Here is an 18,736-nt window from a genome sequence, read left to right on the forward strand (position 1 = left end):
AACTCGTAATGAGCATGACTGCACATAGTCGTCCTGTCCGTTGAATGACCCGATAGGACGACAGTAGCGCTTCGGGACGCATAGGTCAATAGCAAACAATAAACTTTTCTTTTGTCGAACCAAATTCCAAAGAATGCGATCCAAGTCTTATCTATTATCGATTACCCGAGCTAAGCAGTAATCATTCTTCAATGTTTCCGTCTTTAGTTATTTATCGCTGCCTGCCTATCCTTATAACGAATGGCCGCTAGCTCGAGTTCCCCATCTGACCAGGCATTTTGCACCTAGGCTGAGAAGTTGAAAGCCTCTGACCAGGCGTTCGGTGCAACTTAATCACCTGACCTCACGTATAGGTCATGGCCTGTTCGTCGCTCTGCGTTTATCTGAGCCGGTGACAGCAAAAAGCCCCTGTTCCCAACATGTGGGAACAGGGGCCTTGAGATTCGCCTAGCTGCTGGCGTTGGTCAGTTCGCTCGCATTGTCGGGAACCTTCGGTGTGCGGGAGTTGTACGCCTGTTCGAGGTCACCCGGTATACGGCCACGGTCGGAGACCTTGTAACCGTTCTCGTTCAACCATGCGCGCATGGCCTTGAGCTGTTCAGGATCACGCTTCGCGCTGCTGGACCCCTTGGCCTTACCGGCTCTGCTGCTCAGATCGGCATTCTCCTTCGCAAGTTCGTTGACCTCTTGCTTCAAGGCGTCGATCTGGTCCTGTAGCTCCTCGGCCAGCGCATCCCCATCGGAGGCCAGCCACTTACGGAACCGCTCCTCGTTCTCGGTGCTCATCACCTTCTCGTAGACGGTGGCGTCTCCGGTCAGCTTGATCTTGAACGTTGTCGGCTCGTTGTCCTGCTCCACCTCCTCGCCTGTCAGCTCATCAGTGAAGGTATAGATACTGCGGGTCGTGAACTTTGCCATGTTGTCCTACTTTCGCGGGGGATTGAATGAGTCGGATACTAACATCTACTGAGCTTGTATCTAGTCTTTAGATACTTGACCCATTAATAGATAAACATGAACAGGGGAACCAAAGGAACTACGAGCAAGATGATTCCGGCTACATAGAGTCCCAGAGTCAGAATAATCAAGATCATGAGGAACCAGAAGATAGTTCTGTCAATAGTCACGATGTCACCCGAACATTTCGTGAATGTCTTCATCACGAAACTCAGAGTAAGCACGCAATGTTGTAGCGATGTCGGTATGTCTCATCTGTTTCTGTACCAGGGTATGTGGCGCTCCACGTTCGAGCATGGTCGTCGCGTACCAGTGTCTGAGCATGTGCGGGTTGATTTTGATTCCCACTCTTTGCCCTGCTCGTCTCAGAGATTCACGAACCTGGCTGGGAATCGCGGTATCAGAGATGGTTTCGACCAACGGAGACAACCAGTGCGGGATTGTCACCACAGCTTCGGAGCACTTGACCGGCCCGACACGGAGAACCCTCTGGGAATCGAGGCCAGTTTCACGGGGTGAGGCTTGAAGTTGAACGATCTGACGATCTATCAAAAGTTTGTCGCCGTTGACTGACCTCTGAGTCACAGCACAAGCTTCCCCGACCCTGCATCCTGCGTACATCATCAACAGACCCCGAACCTCGTGCGGTGAGGTCATCAAGGCCAGACGTAGAGCCGACTCCTCTGGCAACACATATGAGCGCTTCGGACTTCTTGGAATTTTGATCTGATGACCCAAGACAGACCGGACAGCGATGACAGTTGCTCTGCGAGTAGCCAAGTTCTCGATGTTGTACATCAGGGATTCGACATCGTCACGGCTCAGAGAATCATCTGTGATCCCGGCACCTAGAAGTAGGCGTCTGTAGCTCCATGCTGTCGACTGTCGAAGGTTCTTAGCCTTGACAACTTGTTCGCATAGTTCACGAATTTCCATGTCCATCCCTTAGAACGGGATGAAACTACACGGTCTCAGTACCCGGACAACCGCTCGGAATCGTGGACGTTCATCTGGCATCCGTGCGTACGCACTTCGTAGCTGCGGGGAACCGACGCCGACGGGTCCGTCACCGGGACGGGATCGGTACTCCCGTGATCGGCCACGTCCACGGTCGGAAAAACACTCGTTTGCACCCCTCCAGGGTACGTCCATCGCACCGACCGGCCCGCCGGGGTCGCGGGCTCCACCACAGACTGTGCAGGGCCGATGTGGGGCAACAGTAAAGTTTCCATTACATAATCGAAGATGACGGGCGAAAACACCGGTCGGCGAGGAAACTACGCATAGGGTTTCGACTTATGACGCACGCCACCGACGCGCCGGCATCGACACCCCCGCCGGGCGCGCCCTCGATGATCTCGCTCAAATCCGTCGACAAACATTTCGGTGATCTGCACGTCCTCAAGGACATCAACCTGGAAGTGCCGGCCGGTCAGGTCGTCATCGTCGTCGGCCCCTCCGGCTCGGGCAAGTCGACTCTGTGCCGGACGATCAACCGCTTGGAGCCGATCGATTCCGGTGCCATCGAGGTCGACGGAGATCTACTTCCCGCGGAAGGCAAGGCCCTTGCGGCCCTGCGCGCCGACGTGGGCATGGTGTTCCAGTCGTTCAACCTGTTCGCGCACAAGACGATCCTGCAGAACGTCATGCTCGCGCCCATGAAGGTACGCAAGCAGAAGAAGGACGAGGCCGAGAAGAGCGCCTTGGCTCTGCTCGAACGTGTGGGAATCGCCAACCAGGCCGACAAGTACCCCGCTCAGCTCTCCGGTGGTCAACAGCAGCGTGTCGCCATCGCGCGATCTCTCGCCATGAACCCCAAGGTGATGTTGTTCGACGAGCCGACCTCGGCCCTCGACCCCGAGATGGTCAACGAGGTACTCGACGTCATGACCTCGCTCGCCAAGGAGGGCATGACGATGCTCGTCGTCACCCACGAGATGGGCTTCGCCCGCAAGGCCGGCGACCGCGTCATCTTCATGGCCGACGGAGCCGTCGTCGAGGACACCGATCCCGAGACCTTCTTCAAGTCGCCCAAGTCCGAGCGCGCCAAGGACTTCCTCGGCAAGATCCTCGGTCACTGACCTGCTTCACCGTTCACCCCGAATACCCGAACCGATCCCTAAGGACATTCACTGTGAGAATCACCCGACCGCTTCGCTTCGGTGTCGCCATCGCCGCTCTGTCCATCGTCGCCACCGCCTGCGGCGGCGGAGAGGAAGCTCGCACCATCTCGAGCAGCGCCGAGTCCGGCAACCTCATCGTCGGCATCAAGTTCGACCAGCCCGGTCTCGGTCTGCGCAATCCCGACGGCACGTTCAGCGGCTTCGACGTCGAGGTGGCCAAGTACGTCGCCGGCAAGCTCGGTGTCGACGAGGCCAACATCGAGTTCAAGGAGTCCCCCTCGGCGCAGCGCGAGACTCTGATCGAGAACGGCGAGGTCGACTACATCGTCGCTACCTACTCCATCACCGACACCCGCAAGGAAAAGGTCGGTTTCGCCGGCCCGTACTTCGTGGCGGGACAGTCGTTGCTCGTTCGTGAGGACAACACCGACATCACCGGTGCCGATTCGCTCAACGACGGCAAGCGACTCTGCTCGGTCACCGGTTCCACCCCGGCCCAGAACATCGCCGACGAGTACCCCGGCGTGCAGCTGCAGCCGTTCGACACGTACTCCGCGTGCGTCGAGGCGCTGCGCAACGGCACCGTCGATGCGGTGACCACCGACGACATCATCCTCGCCGGCTACGCCGCTCAGTCCCCCGGACAATTCAAGGTGGTCGGTGAGCCGTTCACCACGGAGAACTACGGCATCGGCCTGAACAAGGACGACACCGAAGGACGTAACCAGATCAACGACGCCATCGAGGAGATGGTGTCGAGCGGTGCATGGGAGCAGGCCTTCAACGACACCGTGGGCGCATCGGGCTACCCGCTGCCGACCCCGCCCACCGTCGACCGCTACTGATCGACCCTCTCGTCGTGTTCCGCGAGCGCGTGCGCGCGGAACACGACGGTTGGATCTCGCCGAGCCGTGAGGATCAACAAGCACCGTGAACCTATTGAGCAAGTACGGCGATCAATTGATCGACGCGTTTCTCTCGACCATCTACCTGACGTTGGCATCCCTCGTCGGCGCGCTGGTCATCGGAACGATCATTGCCGCGATGCGGGTGTCACCCATCCCGATCGCGCGTGGCATCGCCGCGACGTACGTCACCATCTTCCGTAACACCCCGTTGACCCTGATCATCCTGTTCACCTCGTTCGGCCTGTACCAGACCATGGGTGTCTCGCTCGCGTCGGAATCGTCCTCGACCTTCCTCGACGACAACAACTTCCGCCTGGCAATCCTCGGTCTGAGTGTCTACACCGCGTCGTTCGTCGCAGAATCTCTGCGATCGGGAATCAACACGGTCCCCGTCGGTCAGGCCGAGGCCGGCCGCTCACTGGGTATGACGTTCACCCAGAACATCTCCATCGTCGTTCTGCCACAGGCGTTCCGCGCCGTGGTCGGACCGCTCGGCAGTGTCGTGATCGCACTGACGAAGAACACGACGATCGCATCGGTCATCGGCGTCGCCGAGGCGTCGTTCCTGATGAAGAACATGATCGAGAACGAGGCCGCGATCTTCGTGGTCGGCGGCATCTTCGCGCTCGGTTTCATGATCCTGACGCTCCCGACCGGGTTGCTGTTCGGCTACATCAGCAAGCGATTGGCGGTGTCATGATGAGTGATGCAGTAGCAGTTCTCTACGACGTTCCGGGCCCGAAAGCGGTGCTGCGCTACCGGATCCTGACCGGGGTCGTTGCCGTCGTCTCGCTGGGCGTCGCGTTCCTCATCTACCGAGCACTCGACTCCAAAGGTCAGTTGACCGCCGAGAAGTGGGATCCGTTCCTCGAATCGACCACGTGGACCACGTATCTGATCCCCGGAATCCAGGGCACGCTGGTTGCAGCGGCGCTCTCGATCGTGTTCGCACTGATCCTCGGTGCCGTCCTCGGTATCGGCCGCCTCTCGGATCATCGCGCGGTACGGATCGTCAGCGGCGCGATCGTCGAGGTGTTCCGCGCAGTACCCGTACTGATTCTGATGATCTTCCTGTACGCGGTCTACGCCGATTACGAGGTCTTCAAGGTCAAGTACCTGGCGTTGGCGGCCGTGGTCACCGGCCTGACGCTGTACAACGGATCGGTCATCGCCGAAATCGTTCGCGCGGGAGTCAATTCACTGCCCAAGGGGCAGCGGGAAGCTGCATCCGCGCTGGGAATGCGCAAGAGCCAGGTCATGCTTCTGGTTCTGCTCCCCCAGGCCGTCACCGCCATGCTTCCGGCGATCATTTCGCAGATGGTTGTGGCGTTGAAGGACTCGGCGCTCGGTTACGTCATCGGGTACGTCGAAGTGGTCCGTTCCGGTCAGCAGGTAGGCGCGTTCTACAGCAACTACCTCCCCTCGCTGATCATCGTCGCCGTCATCATGATCATCATCAACTCCGCGTTGACGAAGCTGGCCACCGTGGTCGAACGTCGTTTGCGTTCGCGTAAGCGCAAAGCCGGCGCGACCGACGTGGTTCCCGCTCTCGATGGTGGTCAGGCAGCCTGATCGCCATCGCCGGCAACGAGTAAGGCCCGCAACACCGATGGTGTTGCGGGCCTTACTGTTTCTCGACGGCTACTACTCGAGGTGGACGATCACATCGAGTCTGGGCCGTCGAAGCCTTCGGTGTCGGCACCTGCGCGGTCGAGTTGCTCCTTGACCACCGCGAACGCCATGCCCTGCGAGTAGCCGCGGCGCGCGAGCATACCGACCAATTTTCGGACAACCTTGTCACGCTCGGCGCGGGCATCCGGCCCACTCGAGTCCGGCAACTGCAGTGTGCGAAATCGCTTGCGTACCAGCTCGGCTGCGCGCTGACGTTCGTCGTCGGCATCGATCGTATCAAGTGCGTGCAGAGCGAGTTCGTTACTGACTCCCTTGTTGCGGAGCTCCATACTCAGTGCGCGTTTACCCTTGCCCGAGTACTTGTGCCGGGATTGAACCCATTGCTGCGCGAAGGACTCGTCGTCGACAAGCTTTGCCTTTTCGAGCCGGTCGAGAACGGCGTTCGCGATCTCGGCAGTGAAGCCCTTCTTCGCAAGATTTGCTTCGAGTTCGTGCCTGCTACGCGCTCGGTCGGTCAGTAACCGAAGGCAGACATCTTTCGCCTGCGCCTCGGTGCCGCCACTCTCGTCTCGCTGCTGCACAGCGACAACAGGTTAGAAGTCCACCGGAGCGGCTGCAGGCTCCTCCGCGGTGACGTCCGCGCCGATCTGCAGCTTCTCCATGATCTTCTTCTCGATCTCGTCCCGCACGTCGGGGTTCTCGAGCATGAACTTGCGGGCGTTCTCCTTGCCCTGACCGAGCTGGTCACCCTCGTAGGTGAACCACGAACCCGACTTGCGGATGAAGCCGTGCTCGACGCCCATGTCGATCAACGAGCCCTCGCGGCTGATGCCCTTGCCGTAGATGATGTCGAACTCGGCCTGCTTGAACGGCGGCGCAACCTTGTTCTTGACCACCTTGACCCGGGTGCGGTTACCGATGGCGTCGGTTCCGTCCTTCAGGGTCTCGATGCGGCGGATGTCGAGGCGAACCGAGGCATAGAACTTCAATGCCTTACCACCGGTGGTGGTTTCGGGAGAGCCGAACATGACGCCGATCTTCTCGCGCAGCTGGTTGATGAAGATCACGGTGGTACCGGAGTTGCTCATCGCGCCGGTGATCTTGCGCAACGCCTGGCTCATCAGGCGGGCCTGCAGACCGACGTGACTGTCGCCCATCTCGCCCTCGATCTCGGCGCGCGGTACCAGTGCCGCCACGGAGTCGATCACGAGGATGTCGAGTGCACCCGAACGGATCAGCATGTCGGCGATCTCGAGAGCCTGTTCACCGGTATCGGGCTGCGACACGAGCAATGCATCGGTGTCGACACCGAGCTTCTTGGCGTAGTCCGGATCCAGGGCGTGCTCGGCGTCGATGAAGGCCGCGATGCCGCCTGCTCGCTGAGCACTGGCCACCGCATGCAGGGCGACGGTGGTCTTACCCGAGGATTCCGGACCGTAGACCTCGATGACACGTCCACGCGGCAACCCTCCGATGCCGAGTGCCACATCGAGCGCGATCGATCCCGTGGGGATGACGGCAATGGGCTGGCGGACCTCGTCACCGAGGCGCATCACCGAACCCTTGCCGAAGTTCTTGTCGATCTGCGCGAGTGCGAGATCGAGCGCTTTGTCGCGATCGTATGCAGCCATCGTGAGCTCCCTGTGTCGTGTCGTTCAGCTGTGTCGTGTCGATCAGCTTTGTCGTCGGTAACGCTAGATCGGGGTACCGACAAGAAGTTTCTCGACACCGACCGGCAACCGTTGACCCAAGCATAGGGGAACACGTGTTCGAGTCAACTACCGCAGCAATCGACACGCCGAGAGGATCGACAGGACCTGGGGAACTACCAGCGTTCTCTCGGTACATCGAACTCGTAGCAGATCGACCGCCACACTTCCCGTGGATCGACGCCGTCCTCGATGGCCTGCGCTCCGGTTCGGCCGATACCGGACAGCACGTGATCGGTCAGCAGCGAATCGCCACGAACGGAGCCGAACTCCTCGGTGAGCAGTTCACGAAATTCGGTCAGACGCACAACGACAACCCTAACGTCCGCGCCGTGGAGTGCTGCGGTCGAGCACCCGATGACAGACGGACACGGGATCCTCGACGGACTGCGCCCCGTCCGCCGCCGTCGCCGCCGCCCGGGCGAAGCGCGGATCGGACAGTACGGTGGCCACCGCGTCGGCGATCGAGGTCGGCGTCGGGGGTCGTACGATGACGGCGCTCCCCTGCCGTGCGGCGCGATTGGCCAGCTCCCACTGATCGCCACCGCCCGGGACGGTCACCACCGGAACGCCGTGCATGAGCGCCTTGGCCAGCATTCCGTGCCCACCACCGCACACCACCACATCGGCATGACGCAGCAGATCGTCCTGGCGGCCCAAGCCGGCGTTCGCCCAGTTCGGGAGTACGGCGGGAACTCCGTCGAGAACGGACGCCACCACCCGAACTCCCCTGCCGTCCAACCCTTTCAGCGCCATCTCGAGCATTCCCTCCGCCCCGGTGAAGGCTGTCGACGGCGCGACCATCACCAGCGGTGACGTGCCGTCCGGAGTGTCGAGCAGGTCTTCCGTCGGTTCCCACAGCAGCGGGCCGACCACGTGGGCGTCCTCCGGCCAGTCGGGACGGTGCACCTCGAGCGCAGGCATGGTGGCGACGAGCCGCGCAGCCGGGCCCGGATCCTCGGCAGGCAGCCCGATGCTCGTCCGTGCGCTGGACCGCTGAGCTCGTCCCTGAGCGATCGAGCGTGCCGTCAACGCGCGCATCACGGTATCGCGCAACCTGCCGCGAACCCCGGTACCCGGAGCCAGGCCACTTCCGATGGGAGGCAACCCTTTCGAGGGCGAATACAGTGGATGGGGCGAGAGCTCCACCCAGGTGATCCCGAGCCGCTCCGCGGCCATGCCGCCCCCTGCGGTCAGGATGTCGGACACGACGAGATCGACGTTCTCCCGCTCGAGGTCGGGCAGCAACTCGGTCGAGACGAACGCCGCCCGTGAATGGATACGTTGTCCGGCGTCGAGATCGTCGTCCTCCGGCCGCGGCGCAAGACCACCCAGCGGAAACGCCCGCAGCCCCGCTGCGTGCGCGTCGGGCACCCAGCGGCTACCGGTGAAGAGGATCGGTTCGTCGCCTGCCGCGCGGAAGAGCAGGGACAGCGCGATCGCCGGAAAGGCATGCCCCGGATCGGGCCCGGCCACCACTGCTACTCGCACGAACCCAGCGTGCCACACTCGAGCCGTACCGCTCGACGGGTGCCGGGATCAGGTCGGGAGAGCCGGCCCGAACCCGAGCGGCGAAATGTGCACTCGGTCCCGATTGCGGTCCACGCAGACTCGTTCACGCACTCTCGGGCCGCAGGTAACTGTCCACTGCGTACGCCATCTGACGCGTCACCTCGGTCCCCGAGACGCGCTCGGACACCATCTCCGCGGACTGCACCGCGGACTGCACCATCAGTAGCACCAGCGTGGCCAGCGTCGTGGGATCCCCTGCGCGAATCGAGCAATCACGTTGTCCGGCAACGACCAGAGAAGACAACGCGTCGATGATCAACGACTGACTGGTTCCGAGTCGATGAAGAATGTATGTGGCCAGCACGTCGGAATCGGAACGCAGAATCTTCACGAACAACGGATGGAGTCGAATGCGGTCGGCCACTTCACCCACGGCAGTGACGATCTGATCGCGAGCCGACGCGGTGGCGTCGAAACTCGGAATCAGGGCACCGATCTCACGAGTGAGCAGGCTCGACACCACAGCTCGCGTGTCGGCCCATCTCCGGTACACGGTGGGCCTGCTGACCTTGGCGCGGCGCGCGATTTCGGCCAAGGTGGTGCGCTTGACGCCGTGTTCGAGGATGCAGGACCGGGCCGCGTCGAGAACGGCGTCTTCGACCGACTTCTCGGGAGCTTCTGTTCGGGACGGCGACTGCAGGGGCTCGGACGAGGCAGGACTCGACACCGGCTGCTCGATCACGTGCCACCCTTCGTAGTTCGGACAAAAGGACTGTATTTCCAGCAATAACAGTCTCTTTCGTTACAGTACCTCACGGTTACACGCACCTTCGGCCCCGAAATCACCGGCCACACGCCCGAACAACGTACGCCGGAGGCATACCGCTGCGAATCGCCTCGGTCACCACCACGGGAACCGTCGACCCTGGCAAGCTGATCGATGTGATCGACGAATCGTTGCGACCATGACCCGATCGGTGACGGTGTTGACCAATCCGATGGCCGGCGGTGGTCGCGCGGGCCACGCCGGGCGCTGCGCCGTGGCGCGCTTGCGGGAGCGAGAACTTCACGTCACGACCATCGAAGGCCGCACGCCCGGGGATGCATTGTCGTTGCTCGAGAAGGCCGTCGGCAGCGGTACGGACGCCGTGGTCGCCGTCGGCGGCGACGGGCTCGTCAATCTCGTCGTTCAAGTACTCGCCGGCACCGACGTTCCGATGGGCCTGATCCCGGCAGGCACCGGCAACGACCTGGCCCGAACTCTGGGCCTACCTCGCGACGACGCTGCCCACGCAGCCGATATCGTCGCCGACAACGTCACGCGCGCAATCGATCTCGGACGGATCGGCGACCGATGGTTCACCACCGTCCTGTCCAGTGGTTTCGACTCGCTGGTCACCGAGAGGGCCAAGCGACTGCGCTGGCCGCGCGGACCTCTCCGGTACAACGCGGCCATGGTGCTACAGCTGGCGTCACTCACGAAGCTGCCGTACGTCATAGAACTCGACGATGCCGAACTTCGACTCGATGCCACCCTGGTCGCGGTCGGAAACGGCAGGAGTTACGGAGGCGGCATGGCCGTGTGCCCTGCCGCGCGAGTGGACGACGGTCTGCTCGATGTCACCGTCGTTCGCGGGGCGAGTCGGACGCGCCTGCTCGGACTGTCGCCGACTCTCTATCGGGGAACACACATCGACTTACCGGAGGTCGACACGTACACCTCGACGCAGGTCACGTTGCGGTGCGACGGAATCGTCGCCTACGCCGACGGGGAACGTGTCGCGGAACTACCCGTCACGGCACGCTGCGTACCGCGGGCCCTTCGGGTGTTCGTCGAGCAGGGCTCTGCTGCTCTCGGGTGACGGAACACCGCATCGGCGTCAGAACTTCAGCGACGAGCGATCGTTGTCGGAGGCGATCGCCTTGTACAGCCACACCAGTCCCATCACGATCGCGCCCGCCACCACCAGCCAGAACAGACCCTTGATGATGCTGCCCAGAAGCGCGAGCGCAATCCAGATCAGAACGATGAATCCCAGAATCTTCCAGAACATGAGTGCTCCTACCGTGTCGCCGCGCACCGTGTCGTATCGCGTACGTCGATCCTGGCATCCGGCCGCGACGAACACATCGGGGTGAACCCTGAATTGTCTCAGCGGTGCCGCGACCGGATCTGATCGATTTCGGTGAGTGCCTCGGCCCACCCCTGCAGTCGATCCGTCGCCGACAACAGCTCACGTCGGTGCGATTCCACGACCGTCGTCGACGCCGGTCCGGCGGGCCCGGTCATCCGCGCGGCCGCGGCGACGAGCTGCTCGTACTGATCGACCCCGGTCGCGAGTTCGGCTGCCGCCGAGGCTATTGCGCCGCGGAGGTGCTCGCGGGTCACAGCGCTCGCTGCCCCCGCACGTTCCAGAGCAGCGATGTCGACAGCAACTCCTTCGAGACCGCGAGCCGCATCGGAAGTAACCCCGATCATCTCCTCGACGTCGTCGGTACCGATCGTCTCGGACCTCGCGAGGATCCCCAGCAGCTCGAACAGACTCTGCTCGGCACCGGCCAGTCGGGCCATCGACTCGTACGCGGCGGATCCGCGCTGCGGCGACACGCGCTTGGTGGGCAGGCCGACGGGGACCGGTTGGGCGCGAAGACGCCGCAGCCGCGTCACCGCGAATGCCGCCGGTACCGCCATGAGGGCAGCACTACCGCCGCCCACGAACAGAGTCCACTCCGGAGCCGACAGCACGGCCATCCCCGCGGTTCCCACCGCTGTCGTCGTGGACGCAGCACCGAACCTGATTCCGCGTCGTCTGGCACGGCGAATCTTCTTCAGATGCTTGACACGGGGGTCTTTCCGACGGCCGGCGGCGTCGAGGATCGAGGTACCGACACTTCGAGCGGACTCCGCCAGAGATCTGACCACTGCACCGGACTCGGAGACGGCGGTGGTCACGGATTCTCGATCGAGCGAAACGGCCGGCCGCTTACGCGACCGGCCGGATTCGTGATCTCTTCTACCCATCTCGGCGCTGCTGTCGGACGACCGAGTTGTTCGTCAGGTCGATCTACGCCTGAGCCGGGGGCTCGGGCGTCGCGTCCGGGGACTTGGCAATCGACGGCTTCGCCGCCGCATTGCCCGACGGCAGCGAGTCGCCTGCCATCGAAGCGCGGATCTGCTCGAGGCGGCTGTGGCCCGCCATCTGCACGGATGCCTGCTGGACCTCCATCATGCGACCGGAGACCGAGTTCTGAGCCAGCTCCGCCGATCCCAGGGCGTCTGCGTAGCGACGTTCGATCTTGTCCCGCACGGCGTCGAGGCTCGGGGTGTTGCCGGGCGCGGACAGGGTGCTGTCCATCGACCGAAGGGATTCGCTGACCTTCTCCTGCATCTTCGCCTGCTCGAGCTGGCTGAGCAGCTTGGTACGTTCTGCGACCTTCGACTGCAGGGCCATGGCGTTCTGCTCGACGGCCTTCTTGGCCTGAGTGGCCGCCTGCAGCGACTGATCGTGCAGGACCTTGAGATCCTCGACGCTCTGCTCGGCGGTCACCAGCTGCGCGGCGAAGGCCTCTGCGGCGTTCGTGTACTGCGTGGCCTTCTCGATGTCGCCCGCAGTGGCGGCCTGATCGGCCAGCGTCACCGCTTGCCGAGCGTTCGCATTGAGCTTCTCGACCTCGTCCAGCTGCCTGCTGAGCTTCATCTCGAGCTGGCGCTGATTACCGATGACGGACGCGGCCTGCTGGGACAGAGCCTGATGCTGGCGCTGTGCGTCCTCGATCGCCTGCTGAATCTGAACTTTGGGGTCGGCCTTCTCGTCGATCTTGGAATTGAAGAGCGCCATCATGTACTTCCAGGCTTTGACGAAAGGATTAGCCATGGGGTGGTCCTGCCTCCATCTGTTGCGCCGCGGTGGCCGCGTACGGGTCGGCTGCTCTCGCAGTGACCGAAATGAACCTGTCCGTGCTGTGAAAGTCGGGTGCGTGATCTGGGTCAGGAGTGGAAACTGATTGCTTTTCCGATCTTAGGCGGCTGCGAGAGCTCTGGCAGCAGGTGCCGGAATCACGACGCGAGTATCGCCGTCGATACGGGTGGCGACCGCTGCCTCGTCGAGCCGCGCTGCGGCGGTGGAGGCGTCGGACAGCGTCACACTGACATCGCTCATGACGTCCGAGAGCGGGACGGCGAGTGCGTCGCAGATCGCGGCGAGGAGTTCGCTCGATGCCTCCTTGCGACCGCGTTCCACCTCGGAAAGGTATCCGAGGCTCACGCGTGCGGTGTTCGAGACTTCACGCAGGGTTCGGCTCTGTGCGACGCGAGTACGCCGCAAACTGTCGCCGAGTGCTTCACGCAATAGCAGCGCCATCTCGCTCCTCCTCGTTGGTGTTCGTGCCGACGACTGTGCCGTCGGGACGACAACGTTCATATCTCGTTCGTCCGGAGCCGTCACGATGTTCAACGTCCCAGCCGGTCCGATTGGTTCCCGACCCTATATGCCCGTTCACTCCAACACGTGCCGAAGCTGCTCCGACACGGCTCCCAAGACTGTATCCCGCCGAATCCTCATCCTGCTCGCCCGCGCGCGACACGGCCGCCGCGGAGGTCACGTCGGAGCGATTCACGTCGAGGACACGCCTCGGCGCAGGCGAACGGCCTGCACCACGTAGTCCAGGCCGGTGTACACGGTGAGCAGTACCGCCAGCGCCATCAAGGCAACGGCGAACGGGTCGACGACACTCGGCAGCGGGCACAGGTACACCCCTATCGCGAACGTCTGCACCAGTGTCTTGACCTTGCCGCCGCGGCCTGCGGGTATGACGCCGTGGCGGATCACGGCGAACCGCACTGCGGTGATGCCGATTTCTCGCACTCCGATGATCACCGTCACCCACCACGACAGGTCGCCCAACATCGACAGCCCGACGAGCGCGGCGCCGATCAACGCCTTGTCTGCGATGGGGTCGGCCATCTTCCCGAAGTCGGTGACGAGACCGTACTTGCGGGCCAGCTGGCCGTCGATCCGGTCGGTGATGGCAGCGGCGGCGAAGATCGCGGTCGCGGTCAGCCGCCAGGAGGTGTCGTGGCCGTCGCCGACGAACAGCGCTGCGACAAAGACCGGAACCAGTGCGATCCGGAGCACCGTGAGCACGTTCGCGATATTGAGCAACGGCACTTCGTCCGGGCCGCCCGCGACAGCGTTGCTGTGGGGCAGCCCCGTCGTGCGCGGAGCATCAGCCGGTCCGGAGGCGCGGTTGCCGGAAATCTCACCGCTGGACGGAACGCCGTGATCGGGCGCAACCGGCCCGGTCATCGGCACACCCGCGAGCCGTCGACGACGTACCGGCTCGTATGTCCGCTGTTGCGCAGCACCGATCCGCCGAGACGGGGACACAGCTGCAGAAGCGACACACGGAAAGTTTATCGGTTGAGGGACTGACTACTGTTCACCCCATGACTTCTGGGCCGAATCGGGCGAGTCGCGACATCGCAGACCCCGAATCCGACGTGCATTCCGACCTCGCGGACCGTGGCTCCGTGAACGACGGCACCCTCGTCGTGCGTCGAGCCAGGACCTCCGACATCCCCGAGATCAAACGTTTGATCGACATCTACGCAGGACGCATCCTGCTCGAGAAGAACCTCGTCACCCTCTACGAGGCGGTGCAGGAGTTCTGGATCGCCGAACGTGACGGTGAGATCATCGGCTGCGGTGCGTTGCACGTGCTGTGGGCCGATCTGGGCGAAGTTCGCACGGTGGCCGTCGATCCTGCGGCGAAGGGGCACGGCGCAGGCCACCTGATCGTCGCAAAACTGATCGAGGTCGCTCGTGAGCTGGCACTGCAGAAGGTGTTCGTGCTGACCTTCGAGGTGGACTTCTTCTCCCGACACGGGTTCGCCGAGATCGACGGAACCCCGGTCACGGCGGAGGTCTACGCGGAGATGTGCCGGTCGTACGACACCGGCGTGGCCGAATTCCTGGACCTTAGCTACGTCAAACCGAACACTCTGGGCAACACGCGGATGCTGCTCTCGCTCTGACAGAATCCCGGTATCGATCCTCGAATCCGGAAGAGAGCTCCATGCCCCTGATCGCCGTCACTTACACCTACTCCCCCGCCACCACGGACGGACGCGACACCCATCGCGCGGCACATCGCGCCTGGCTGGCCGATCTGCTCGACCGGAAGACGCTGGTGTCGAGCGGACCGTACGCCGACGGCAGCGGAGCGCTGCTGCTGGTCGAGGGACCGGATGCCGCCACCGTCGAAACACTGTTCGCCCAGGACCCGTTCGCGGTGGAGAACCTCATCGAGACGGCGACGTTCCACGAGTGGACGCCCGTCATGGGGACCTTCACGTCCTGATCGGCCCGCTCACCCGGTTCGGGTGAATGGACCCTTGCACCGACCAGACGGCTGCAGTGGTCCATTCACCCGGGACCGGGGAGCGCTCAGAACTCTTCCGACACGGGCTGCTCGTCCGGGTCGCCGCCCTTGATCGACCACAGCAGACCGTCGAGCTCGTCCGGCTTGACGAGCACCTCGCGGGCCTTCGATCCCTCGCTCGGGCCGACCACCCCGCGGTTCTCCATCAGATCCATCAATCGCCCGGCCTTGGCGAATCCGACTCTCAATTTCCGCTGCAACATCGACGTCGAACCGAACTGACTCGTCACGACCAACTCGACCGCCTGCAACAGCACGTCGAGGTCGTCGCCGATGTCGGGGTCGACATCCTTCTTGTCCGAGACCTTCGCTGCGGTGACGGTGTCGTTGTACTCCGGCTCCGCCTGATTCTTGGCGAAGTCGACGACCGCAGAGATCTCCTCGTCGGTGATGAACGCGCCCTGCAGACGCGTCGGCTTGCCCGCGCCCATCGGCAGGAACAAAGCGTCACCCATACCGATCAGCTTCTCCGCACCCGGCTGATCCAGGATGACGCGAGAGTCGGTCAGGGACGAGGTCGCGAAGGCCAGACGCGACGGCACGTTCGTCTTGATCAGACCGGTGACGACGTCGACCGACGGACGCTGAGTGGCGAGCACCAGGTGAATGCCGGCCGCACGTGCCTTCTGTGTGATCCGCACGATCGCTTCCTCGACGTCGCGGGGAGCGGTCATCATAAGGTCGGCCAACTCGTCGACGATCGCGAGGATGTAGGGGTAGGGCCGATAGACGCGCTCGCTGCCGAGGGGTGCGGTGATCTCGCCGGAACGCACCTTCTTGTTGAAGTCGTCGATGTGGCGGACCTTGTTGATCTGCATGTCCTGGTAGCGCTGCTCCATCTCCTCGACGAGCCAGGCCAACGCCGCGGCAGCCTTCTTGGGCTGCGTGATGATCGGAGTGATCAGGTGCGGAATGCCCTCGTAAGGCGTGAGCTCGACCATCTTCGGGTCGATCAGGATCATCCGAACCTCGTCCGGCGTCGCCCGCGCGAGCAGTGAGACGAGCATCGAGTTCACGAAGCTCGACTTACCGGAACCGGTGGATCCGGCCACCAACAAGTGCGGCATCTTCGCGAGATTGGCACTGACGAAGTCGCCCTCGATGTCCTTGCCCAGTCCGATCACCAACGGGTGGTGATCCTTGCGGGTCGACGGCGCGGTCAGCACGTCCGCCAGACGGACCATCTCCCGGTCCGAGTTGGGTACCTCGATACCGACCGCGGACTTCCCGGGGATCGGCGCGAGCAGGCGAACGTTGTCGGTCGCGACGGCATAGGCGATGTTGCGTGCGAGCGCGGTGATCTTCTCGACCTTGACGCCGGGTCCGAGCTCCACCTCGTAGCGAGTGACCGTGGGCCCGCGGGTGAAACCGGTGACCGCGGCATCGATCTTGAACTGTTCGAGTACCTCGGAGATCGCCTCGATCATGGCGTCGTTGGCCTGGCTGCGGGTCTTGGGCGGATCACCGTCGATCAGCAGCGACAGCGACGGAAGCGTGTAATCGCCGTCGACGACTCGATCGACGACGATCTTGTCGTCCTCGGCTGCCTGCTTCGGTTCGGCCGCTTTGACGATCGGCTTGGGCTTGGGCCGTGGGGGCGCGACCGGCTCGGGGGCAGGTGCGGGGACAGCCGCGTCGGGCACGATGACCTCGGTGGCCGCCTCGGGTGGCGGGGTCTTGCGCGCGCGGGGCGGCTTGGTGACCGGGATGTACTCCTCGGTCGGGTAGTTGTCGTACGGGTCCGCGCTGCCGTGGACCGGGTAGCCGTCGGCGTCGAAGTTGCTGTCGTAGTCGCCGTAGCCCTCGTCTCCGAACTCGGAGCCGAAGTCGGCCGGGTCGTACTCGTCGTATTCGTCTCCGCGACTGTCGGTGCCGAACAGTGCTCGCATCCGATCCGGCACGTCGCGCACGGTGGTGCCGGTGAGCAGGAGTACTCCGAACAGACCGGCGAGCAGCAGCAGCGGCACAGCCAGCCACACGGTGAGGCCGTCGGCGATGGGTCCGCCCGCTACGTAGCCGACGAAGCCTGCGCCCTCGGATCGGCCGGCGGCATCGGTCGGTGAACCGGCGGCCATGTGCCACAGTCCGAGGATCGGCAGACCGAGCAGGATCGAGCCCAGGACCAGTCGCGGTCGTACCTCGGGATGCGGTTCGGACCGCATCAGAACAACGGCGATCGCGACACCGAGCACGGGCGCGACGTAGCCGGCTTCGCCGATGACGGCGCGGATGCCCACCTCTATCCATTCACCGACCGGTCCCCCGGCGCTCAACCAGACACTCGCGGCGACGACCACGCTGACGGCGATCAGTCCGAGAGCGATGCCGTCCCGGCGGTGGCCGTGCTCGATGTCGGCGGCCTTGCTCACCGTCCGAGTCGTGGCACCGACTCCGCGTGCCGCCATCGACCAGGTGGACGCGATGCCCCGCCCGATCGCATCGAGAGCACCGCGTGACTTCTTCTTCGCCGCAGGCCGCCGAGCCGTCGACGCACCCCTGGCGGGTCCCTTGCCGCGCGAGGATGCGTTCGCACGGGAGGTCGCCGGGTTGCGCGGCGCGGTGGGCTTCTTGGGCGTGGTGACGGTGCGCGCGGTGCGGCCGCCACCGGATTTACGGGCGGTGCCGGACGCGCGCGAGGAGCCGGATCCACTGGACCCGGCCCTGGCGGTGGAGGTGCTGGTCTTTCCTGCCATGCCCCCAGGCTAGTCGCAACAGCCCCGTCGAAACCATCCGCAACACCAGTAACAGCGGAGCCGAATGTGTCAGAAGCTCAGATCGAGTGCCTTCACGACAGCGACATCGTCGGCCGAACCCTCGTACAGAACCTCGATCCGGTCGCGTCCGAATGCGTACAGCAACAGTTCCGACGGCTCCCCCACCACGGTCACGCCGGGGCCGGACCCGCCCTTGAACGTCGCCCGTCGCCCATCGGGTGTGCGTACGTGAACCGGTACGGGTGACGAGCGATGACCACCCCGACCCACCAAACGGACCTGCGTCCACAGTCGGGTCTCCACGGCGGTGGGCAACACTCGCCGAGTCCAATTCTCGCCTGCCCGGCGCAGATCCTCGTGATGAACGAACATCTCACCGAGGTTGATCAACGGGTCCAGCAGTGCGAACGGTGACCACATGGGCGGCCCGGTCCGAACGTCCTCCACCACGGCGGCGAACGGCTTGTTCGCCACGGATCGCTGAACCCGCGCCGTGTACCCCGCGAGCGGAGACAGAAATATGCCCGGCGAGGCGTCCAGGCGTCGCTCCCGAACGACGAGATGCGCCGCCAGATCGGCCGCTGTCCACTCACCGCACAGCGTCGGCGCATCGGGACCCACGTCGAGAAGGGTCTGGACCAGTTGGGAACGTTCATCCTGGGCAAGGCTCACGTGCTCCAGGCTACGGCCAGACGGAACCAGCGGCATCCTGCCGCGGGATACCACCCTTTGCCTGGGTA

The 18,736-nt window shown here is 63.5% G+C and carries 22 protein-coding genes; 7 read left to right on the forward strand and 15 right to left on the reverse strand.

Going from position 1 to position 18,736, the window contains the following annotated elements; all coding sequences use genetic code 11:
* Positions 1 to 447 precede the first annotated feature (447 nt).
* The 3 genes from CH306_RS23005 to CH306_RS29195 all read right to left on the reverse strand — a co-directional run bounded on the left by CH306_RS23005 (position 448) and on the right by CH306_RS29195 (position 2,090).
* The gene (locus CH306_RS23005) at positions 448 to 918 is read right to left on the reverse strand and encodes an Lsr2 family DNA-binding protein (protein ID WP_094648055.1); all 471 of its coding nucleotides are present in this window, start codon (positions 916 to 918) and stop codon (positions 448 to 450) included.
* A 213-nt stretch (positions 919 to 1,131) separates the two neighbouring features.
* Positions 1,132 to 1,899 (reverse strand): tyrosine-type recombinase/integrase, encoded by a 768-nt coding sequence (locus CH306_RS29865; RefSeq protein ID WP_094648056.1) that lies wholly within the window; start codon positions 1,897 to 1,899, stop codon positions 1,132 to 1,134.
* Positions 1,900 to 1,928: 29 nt separating this feature from the next.
* Positions 1,929 to 2,090 (reverse strand): hypothetical protein, encoded by a 162-nt coding sequence (locus tag CH306_RS29195; RefSeq protein WP_179272729.1) that lies wholly within the window; start codon positions 2,088 to 2,090, stop codon positions 1,929 to 1,931.
* A gap of 219 nt (positions 2,091 to 2,309) precedes the next feature.
* On the opposite strand from CH306_RS29195, the gene CH306_RS23015 reads away from it, so the two are divergent.
* The 4 genes from CH306_RS23015 (at position 2,310) to CH306_RS23030 (ending at position 5,560) form a co-directional block, all read left to right on the forward strand.
* A complete protein-coding gene (locus CH306_RS23015; RefSeq protein WP_170944851.1) occupies positions 2,310 to 3,038 on the forward strand; it encodes an amino acid ABC transporter ATP-binding protein in 729 nt (242 codons plus the stop codon).
* Positions 3,039 to 3,091: 53 nt separating this feature from the next.
* Positions 3,092 to 3,925 carry a glutamate ABC transporter substrate-binding protein gene (locus CH306_RS23020; RefSeq protein WP_045195442.1) on the forward strand — a complete coding sequence of 278 codons (834 nt, stop codon included), beginning with the start codon at positions 3,092 to 3,094 and terminating at the stop codon, positions 3,923 to 3,925.
* An 85-nt stretch (positions 3,926 to 4,010) separates the two neighbouring features.
* Complete coding sequence (locus CH306_RS23025) at positions 4,011 to 4,688, forward strand: amino acid ABC transporter permease (RefSeq protein ID WP_032377154.1); 678 nt, start codon at positions 4,011 to 4,013, stop codon at positions 4,686 to 4,688.
* Complete coding sequence (locus CH306_RS23030) at positions 4,688 to 5,560, forward strand: amino acid ABC transporter permease (RefSeq protein WP_032397888.1); 873 nt, start codon at positions 4,688 to 4,690, stop codon at positions 5,558 to 5,560. The genes CH306_RS23025 and CH306_RS23030 overlap by 1 nt, the downstream gene beginning before the upstream one ends.
* Positions 5,561 to 5,649: 89 nt before the next feature.
* Here the strand turns inward: CH306_RS23030 and CH306_RS23035 are convergent, their stop codons facing one another.
* From CH306_RS23035 to CH306_RS23055, 5 genes are all read right to left on the reverse strand, one after another.
* Positions 5,650 to 6,201 carry a regulatory protein RecX gene (locus CH306_RS23035; RefSeq protein WP_094648057.1) on the reverse strand — a complete coding sequence of 184 codons (552 nt, stop codon included), beginning with the start codon at positions 6,199 to 6,201 and terminating at the stop codon, positions 5,650 to 5,652.
* 12 nt (positions 6,202 to 6,213) lie between these two features.
* The gene (gene recA / locus CH306_RS23040) at positions 6,214 to 7,251 is read right to left on the reverse strand and encodes a recombinase RecA (protein WP_008716921.1); all 1,038 of its coding nucleotides are present in this window, start codon (positions 7,249 to 7,251) and stop codon (positions 6,214 to 6,216) included.
* A gap of 194 nt (positions 7,252 to 7,445) precedes the next feature.
* Positions 7,446 to 7,637 (reverse strand): DUF3046 domain-containing protein, encoded by a 192-nt coding sequence (locus tag CH306_RS23045; protein WP_032397886.1) that lies wholly within the window; start codon positions 7,635 to 7,637, stop codon positions 7,446 to 7,448.
* A 10-nt stretch (positions 7,638 to 7,647) separates the two neighbouring features.
* Positions 7,648 to 8,820, reverse strand: a complete 1,173-nt coding sequence (locus CH306_RS23050) for a glycosyltransferase (protein WP_179272751.1) — start codon at positions 8,818 to 8,820, stop codon at positions 7,648 to 7,650.
* 124 nt (positions 8,821 to 8,944) lie between these two features.
* Positions 8,945 to 9,541, reverse strand: a complete 597-nt coding sequence (locus CH306_RS23055) for a TetR/AcrR family transcriptional regulator (RefSeq protein ID WP_052050488.1) — start codon at positions 9,539 to 9,541, stop codon at positions 8,945 to 8,947.
* A 265-nt stretch (positions 9,542 to 9,806) separates the two neighbouring features.
* Between CH306_RS23055 and CH306_RS23060 the strand changes: the two genes are divergently transcribed.
* Positions 9,807 to 10,703, forward strand: a complete 897-nt coding sequence (locus CH306_RS23060; protein WP_094648058.1) for a diacylglycerol kinase — start codon at positions 9,807 to 9,809, stop codon at positions 10,701 to 10,703.
* Between the two features lie 18 nt (positions 10,704 to 10,721).
* Here CH306_RS23060 and CH306_RS29200 read toward each other — a convergent pair whose 3' ends face one another.
* The 5 genes from CH306_RS29200 to pgsA form a co-directional block, all read right to left on the reverse strand.
* Entirely contained in the window at positions 10,722 to 10,895 is a 174-nt protein-coding gene (locus CH306_RS29200; RefSeq protein WP_032398397.1) for a hypothetical protein, read from the reverse strand.
* Between the two features lie 98 nt (positions 10,896 to 10,993).
* A complete protein-coding gene (gene pspM, locus CH306_RS23070) occupies positions 10,994 to 11,794 on the reverse strand; it encodes a phage shock envelope stress response protein PspM (RefSeq protein WP_179272752.1) in 801 nt (266 codons plus the stop codon).
* Positions 11,795 to 11,906: 112 nt separating this feature from the next.
* Positions 11,907 to 12,716, reverse strand: coding sequence for a PspA/IM30 family protein (locus CH306_RS23075; RefSeq protein ID WP_037189526.1), 810 nt, complete (start codon positions 12,714 to 12,716; stop codon positions 11,907 to 11,909).
* 144 nt (positions 12,717 to 12,860) lie between these two features.
* On the reverse strand, positions 12,861 to 13,202 hold the full coding sequence (locus tag CH306_RS23080; protein WP_032397883.1) for a helix-turn-helix domain-containing protein: 342 nt from the start codon (positions 13,200 to 13,202) through the stop codon (positions 12,861 to 12,863).
* A 252-nt stretch (positions 13,203 to 13,454) separates the two neighbouring features.
* Positions 13,455 to 14,147 carry a CDP-diacylglycerol--glycerol-3-phosphate 3-phosphatidyltransferase gene (pgsA, locus tag CH306_RS23085; RefSeq protein ID WP_373453992.1) on the reverse strand — a complete coding sequence of 231 codons (693 nt, stop codon included), beginning with the start codon at positions 14,145 to 14,147 and terminating at the stop codon, positions 13,455 to 13,457.
* Between the two features lie 140 nt (positions 14,148 to 14,287).
* Here pgsA and CH306_RS23090 point away from each other — a divergent pair, with 140 nt between their 5' ends.
* Together CH306_RS23090 and CH306_RS23095 are read left to right on the forward strand one after the other, a co-directional pair.
* Complete coding sequence (locus tag CH306_RS23090) at positions 14,288 to 14,875, forward strand: amino-acid N-acetyltransferase (protein ID WP_230597007.1); 588 nt, start codon at positions 14,288 to 14,290, stop codon at positions 14,873 to 14,875.
* Between the two features lie 41 nt (positions 14,876 to 14,916).
* A complete protein-coding gene (locus CH306_RS23095; RefSeq protein ID WP_045195454.1) occupies positions 14,917 to 15,201 on the forward strand; it encodes a YciI family protein in 285 nt (94 codons plus the stop codon).
* A gap of 86 nt (positions 15,202 to 15,287) precedes the next feature.
* On the opposite strand, the gene CH306_RS23100 is transcribed toward CH306_RS23095, so the two are convergent.
* On the reverse strand, positions 15,288 to 17,975 hold the full coding sequence (locus CH306_RS23100) for a DNA translocase FtsK (RefSeq protein ID WP_179272753.1): 2,688 nt from the start codon (positions 17,973 to 17,975) through the stop codon (positions 15,288 to 15,290).
* Between the two features lie 69 nt (positions 17,976 to 18,044).
* The gene (locus CH306_RS23105) at positions 18,045 to 18,668 is read right to left on the reverse strand and encodes a TIGR03085 family metal-binding protein (protein WP_032397881.1); all 624 of its coding nucleotides are present in this window, start codon (positions 18,666 to 18,668) and stop codon (positions 18,045 to 18,047) included.
* Between the last annotated feature and the right edge of the window lie 68 nt (positions 18,669 to 18,736).

Source organism: Rhodococcus sp. 15-725-2-2b (assembly GCF_002259075.1).
Classification (GTDB): Bacteria; Actinomycetota; Actinomycetes; order Mycobacteriales; family Mycobacteriaceae; genus Rhodococcoides.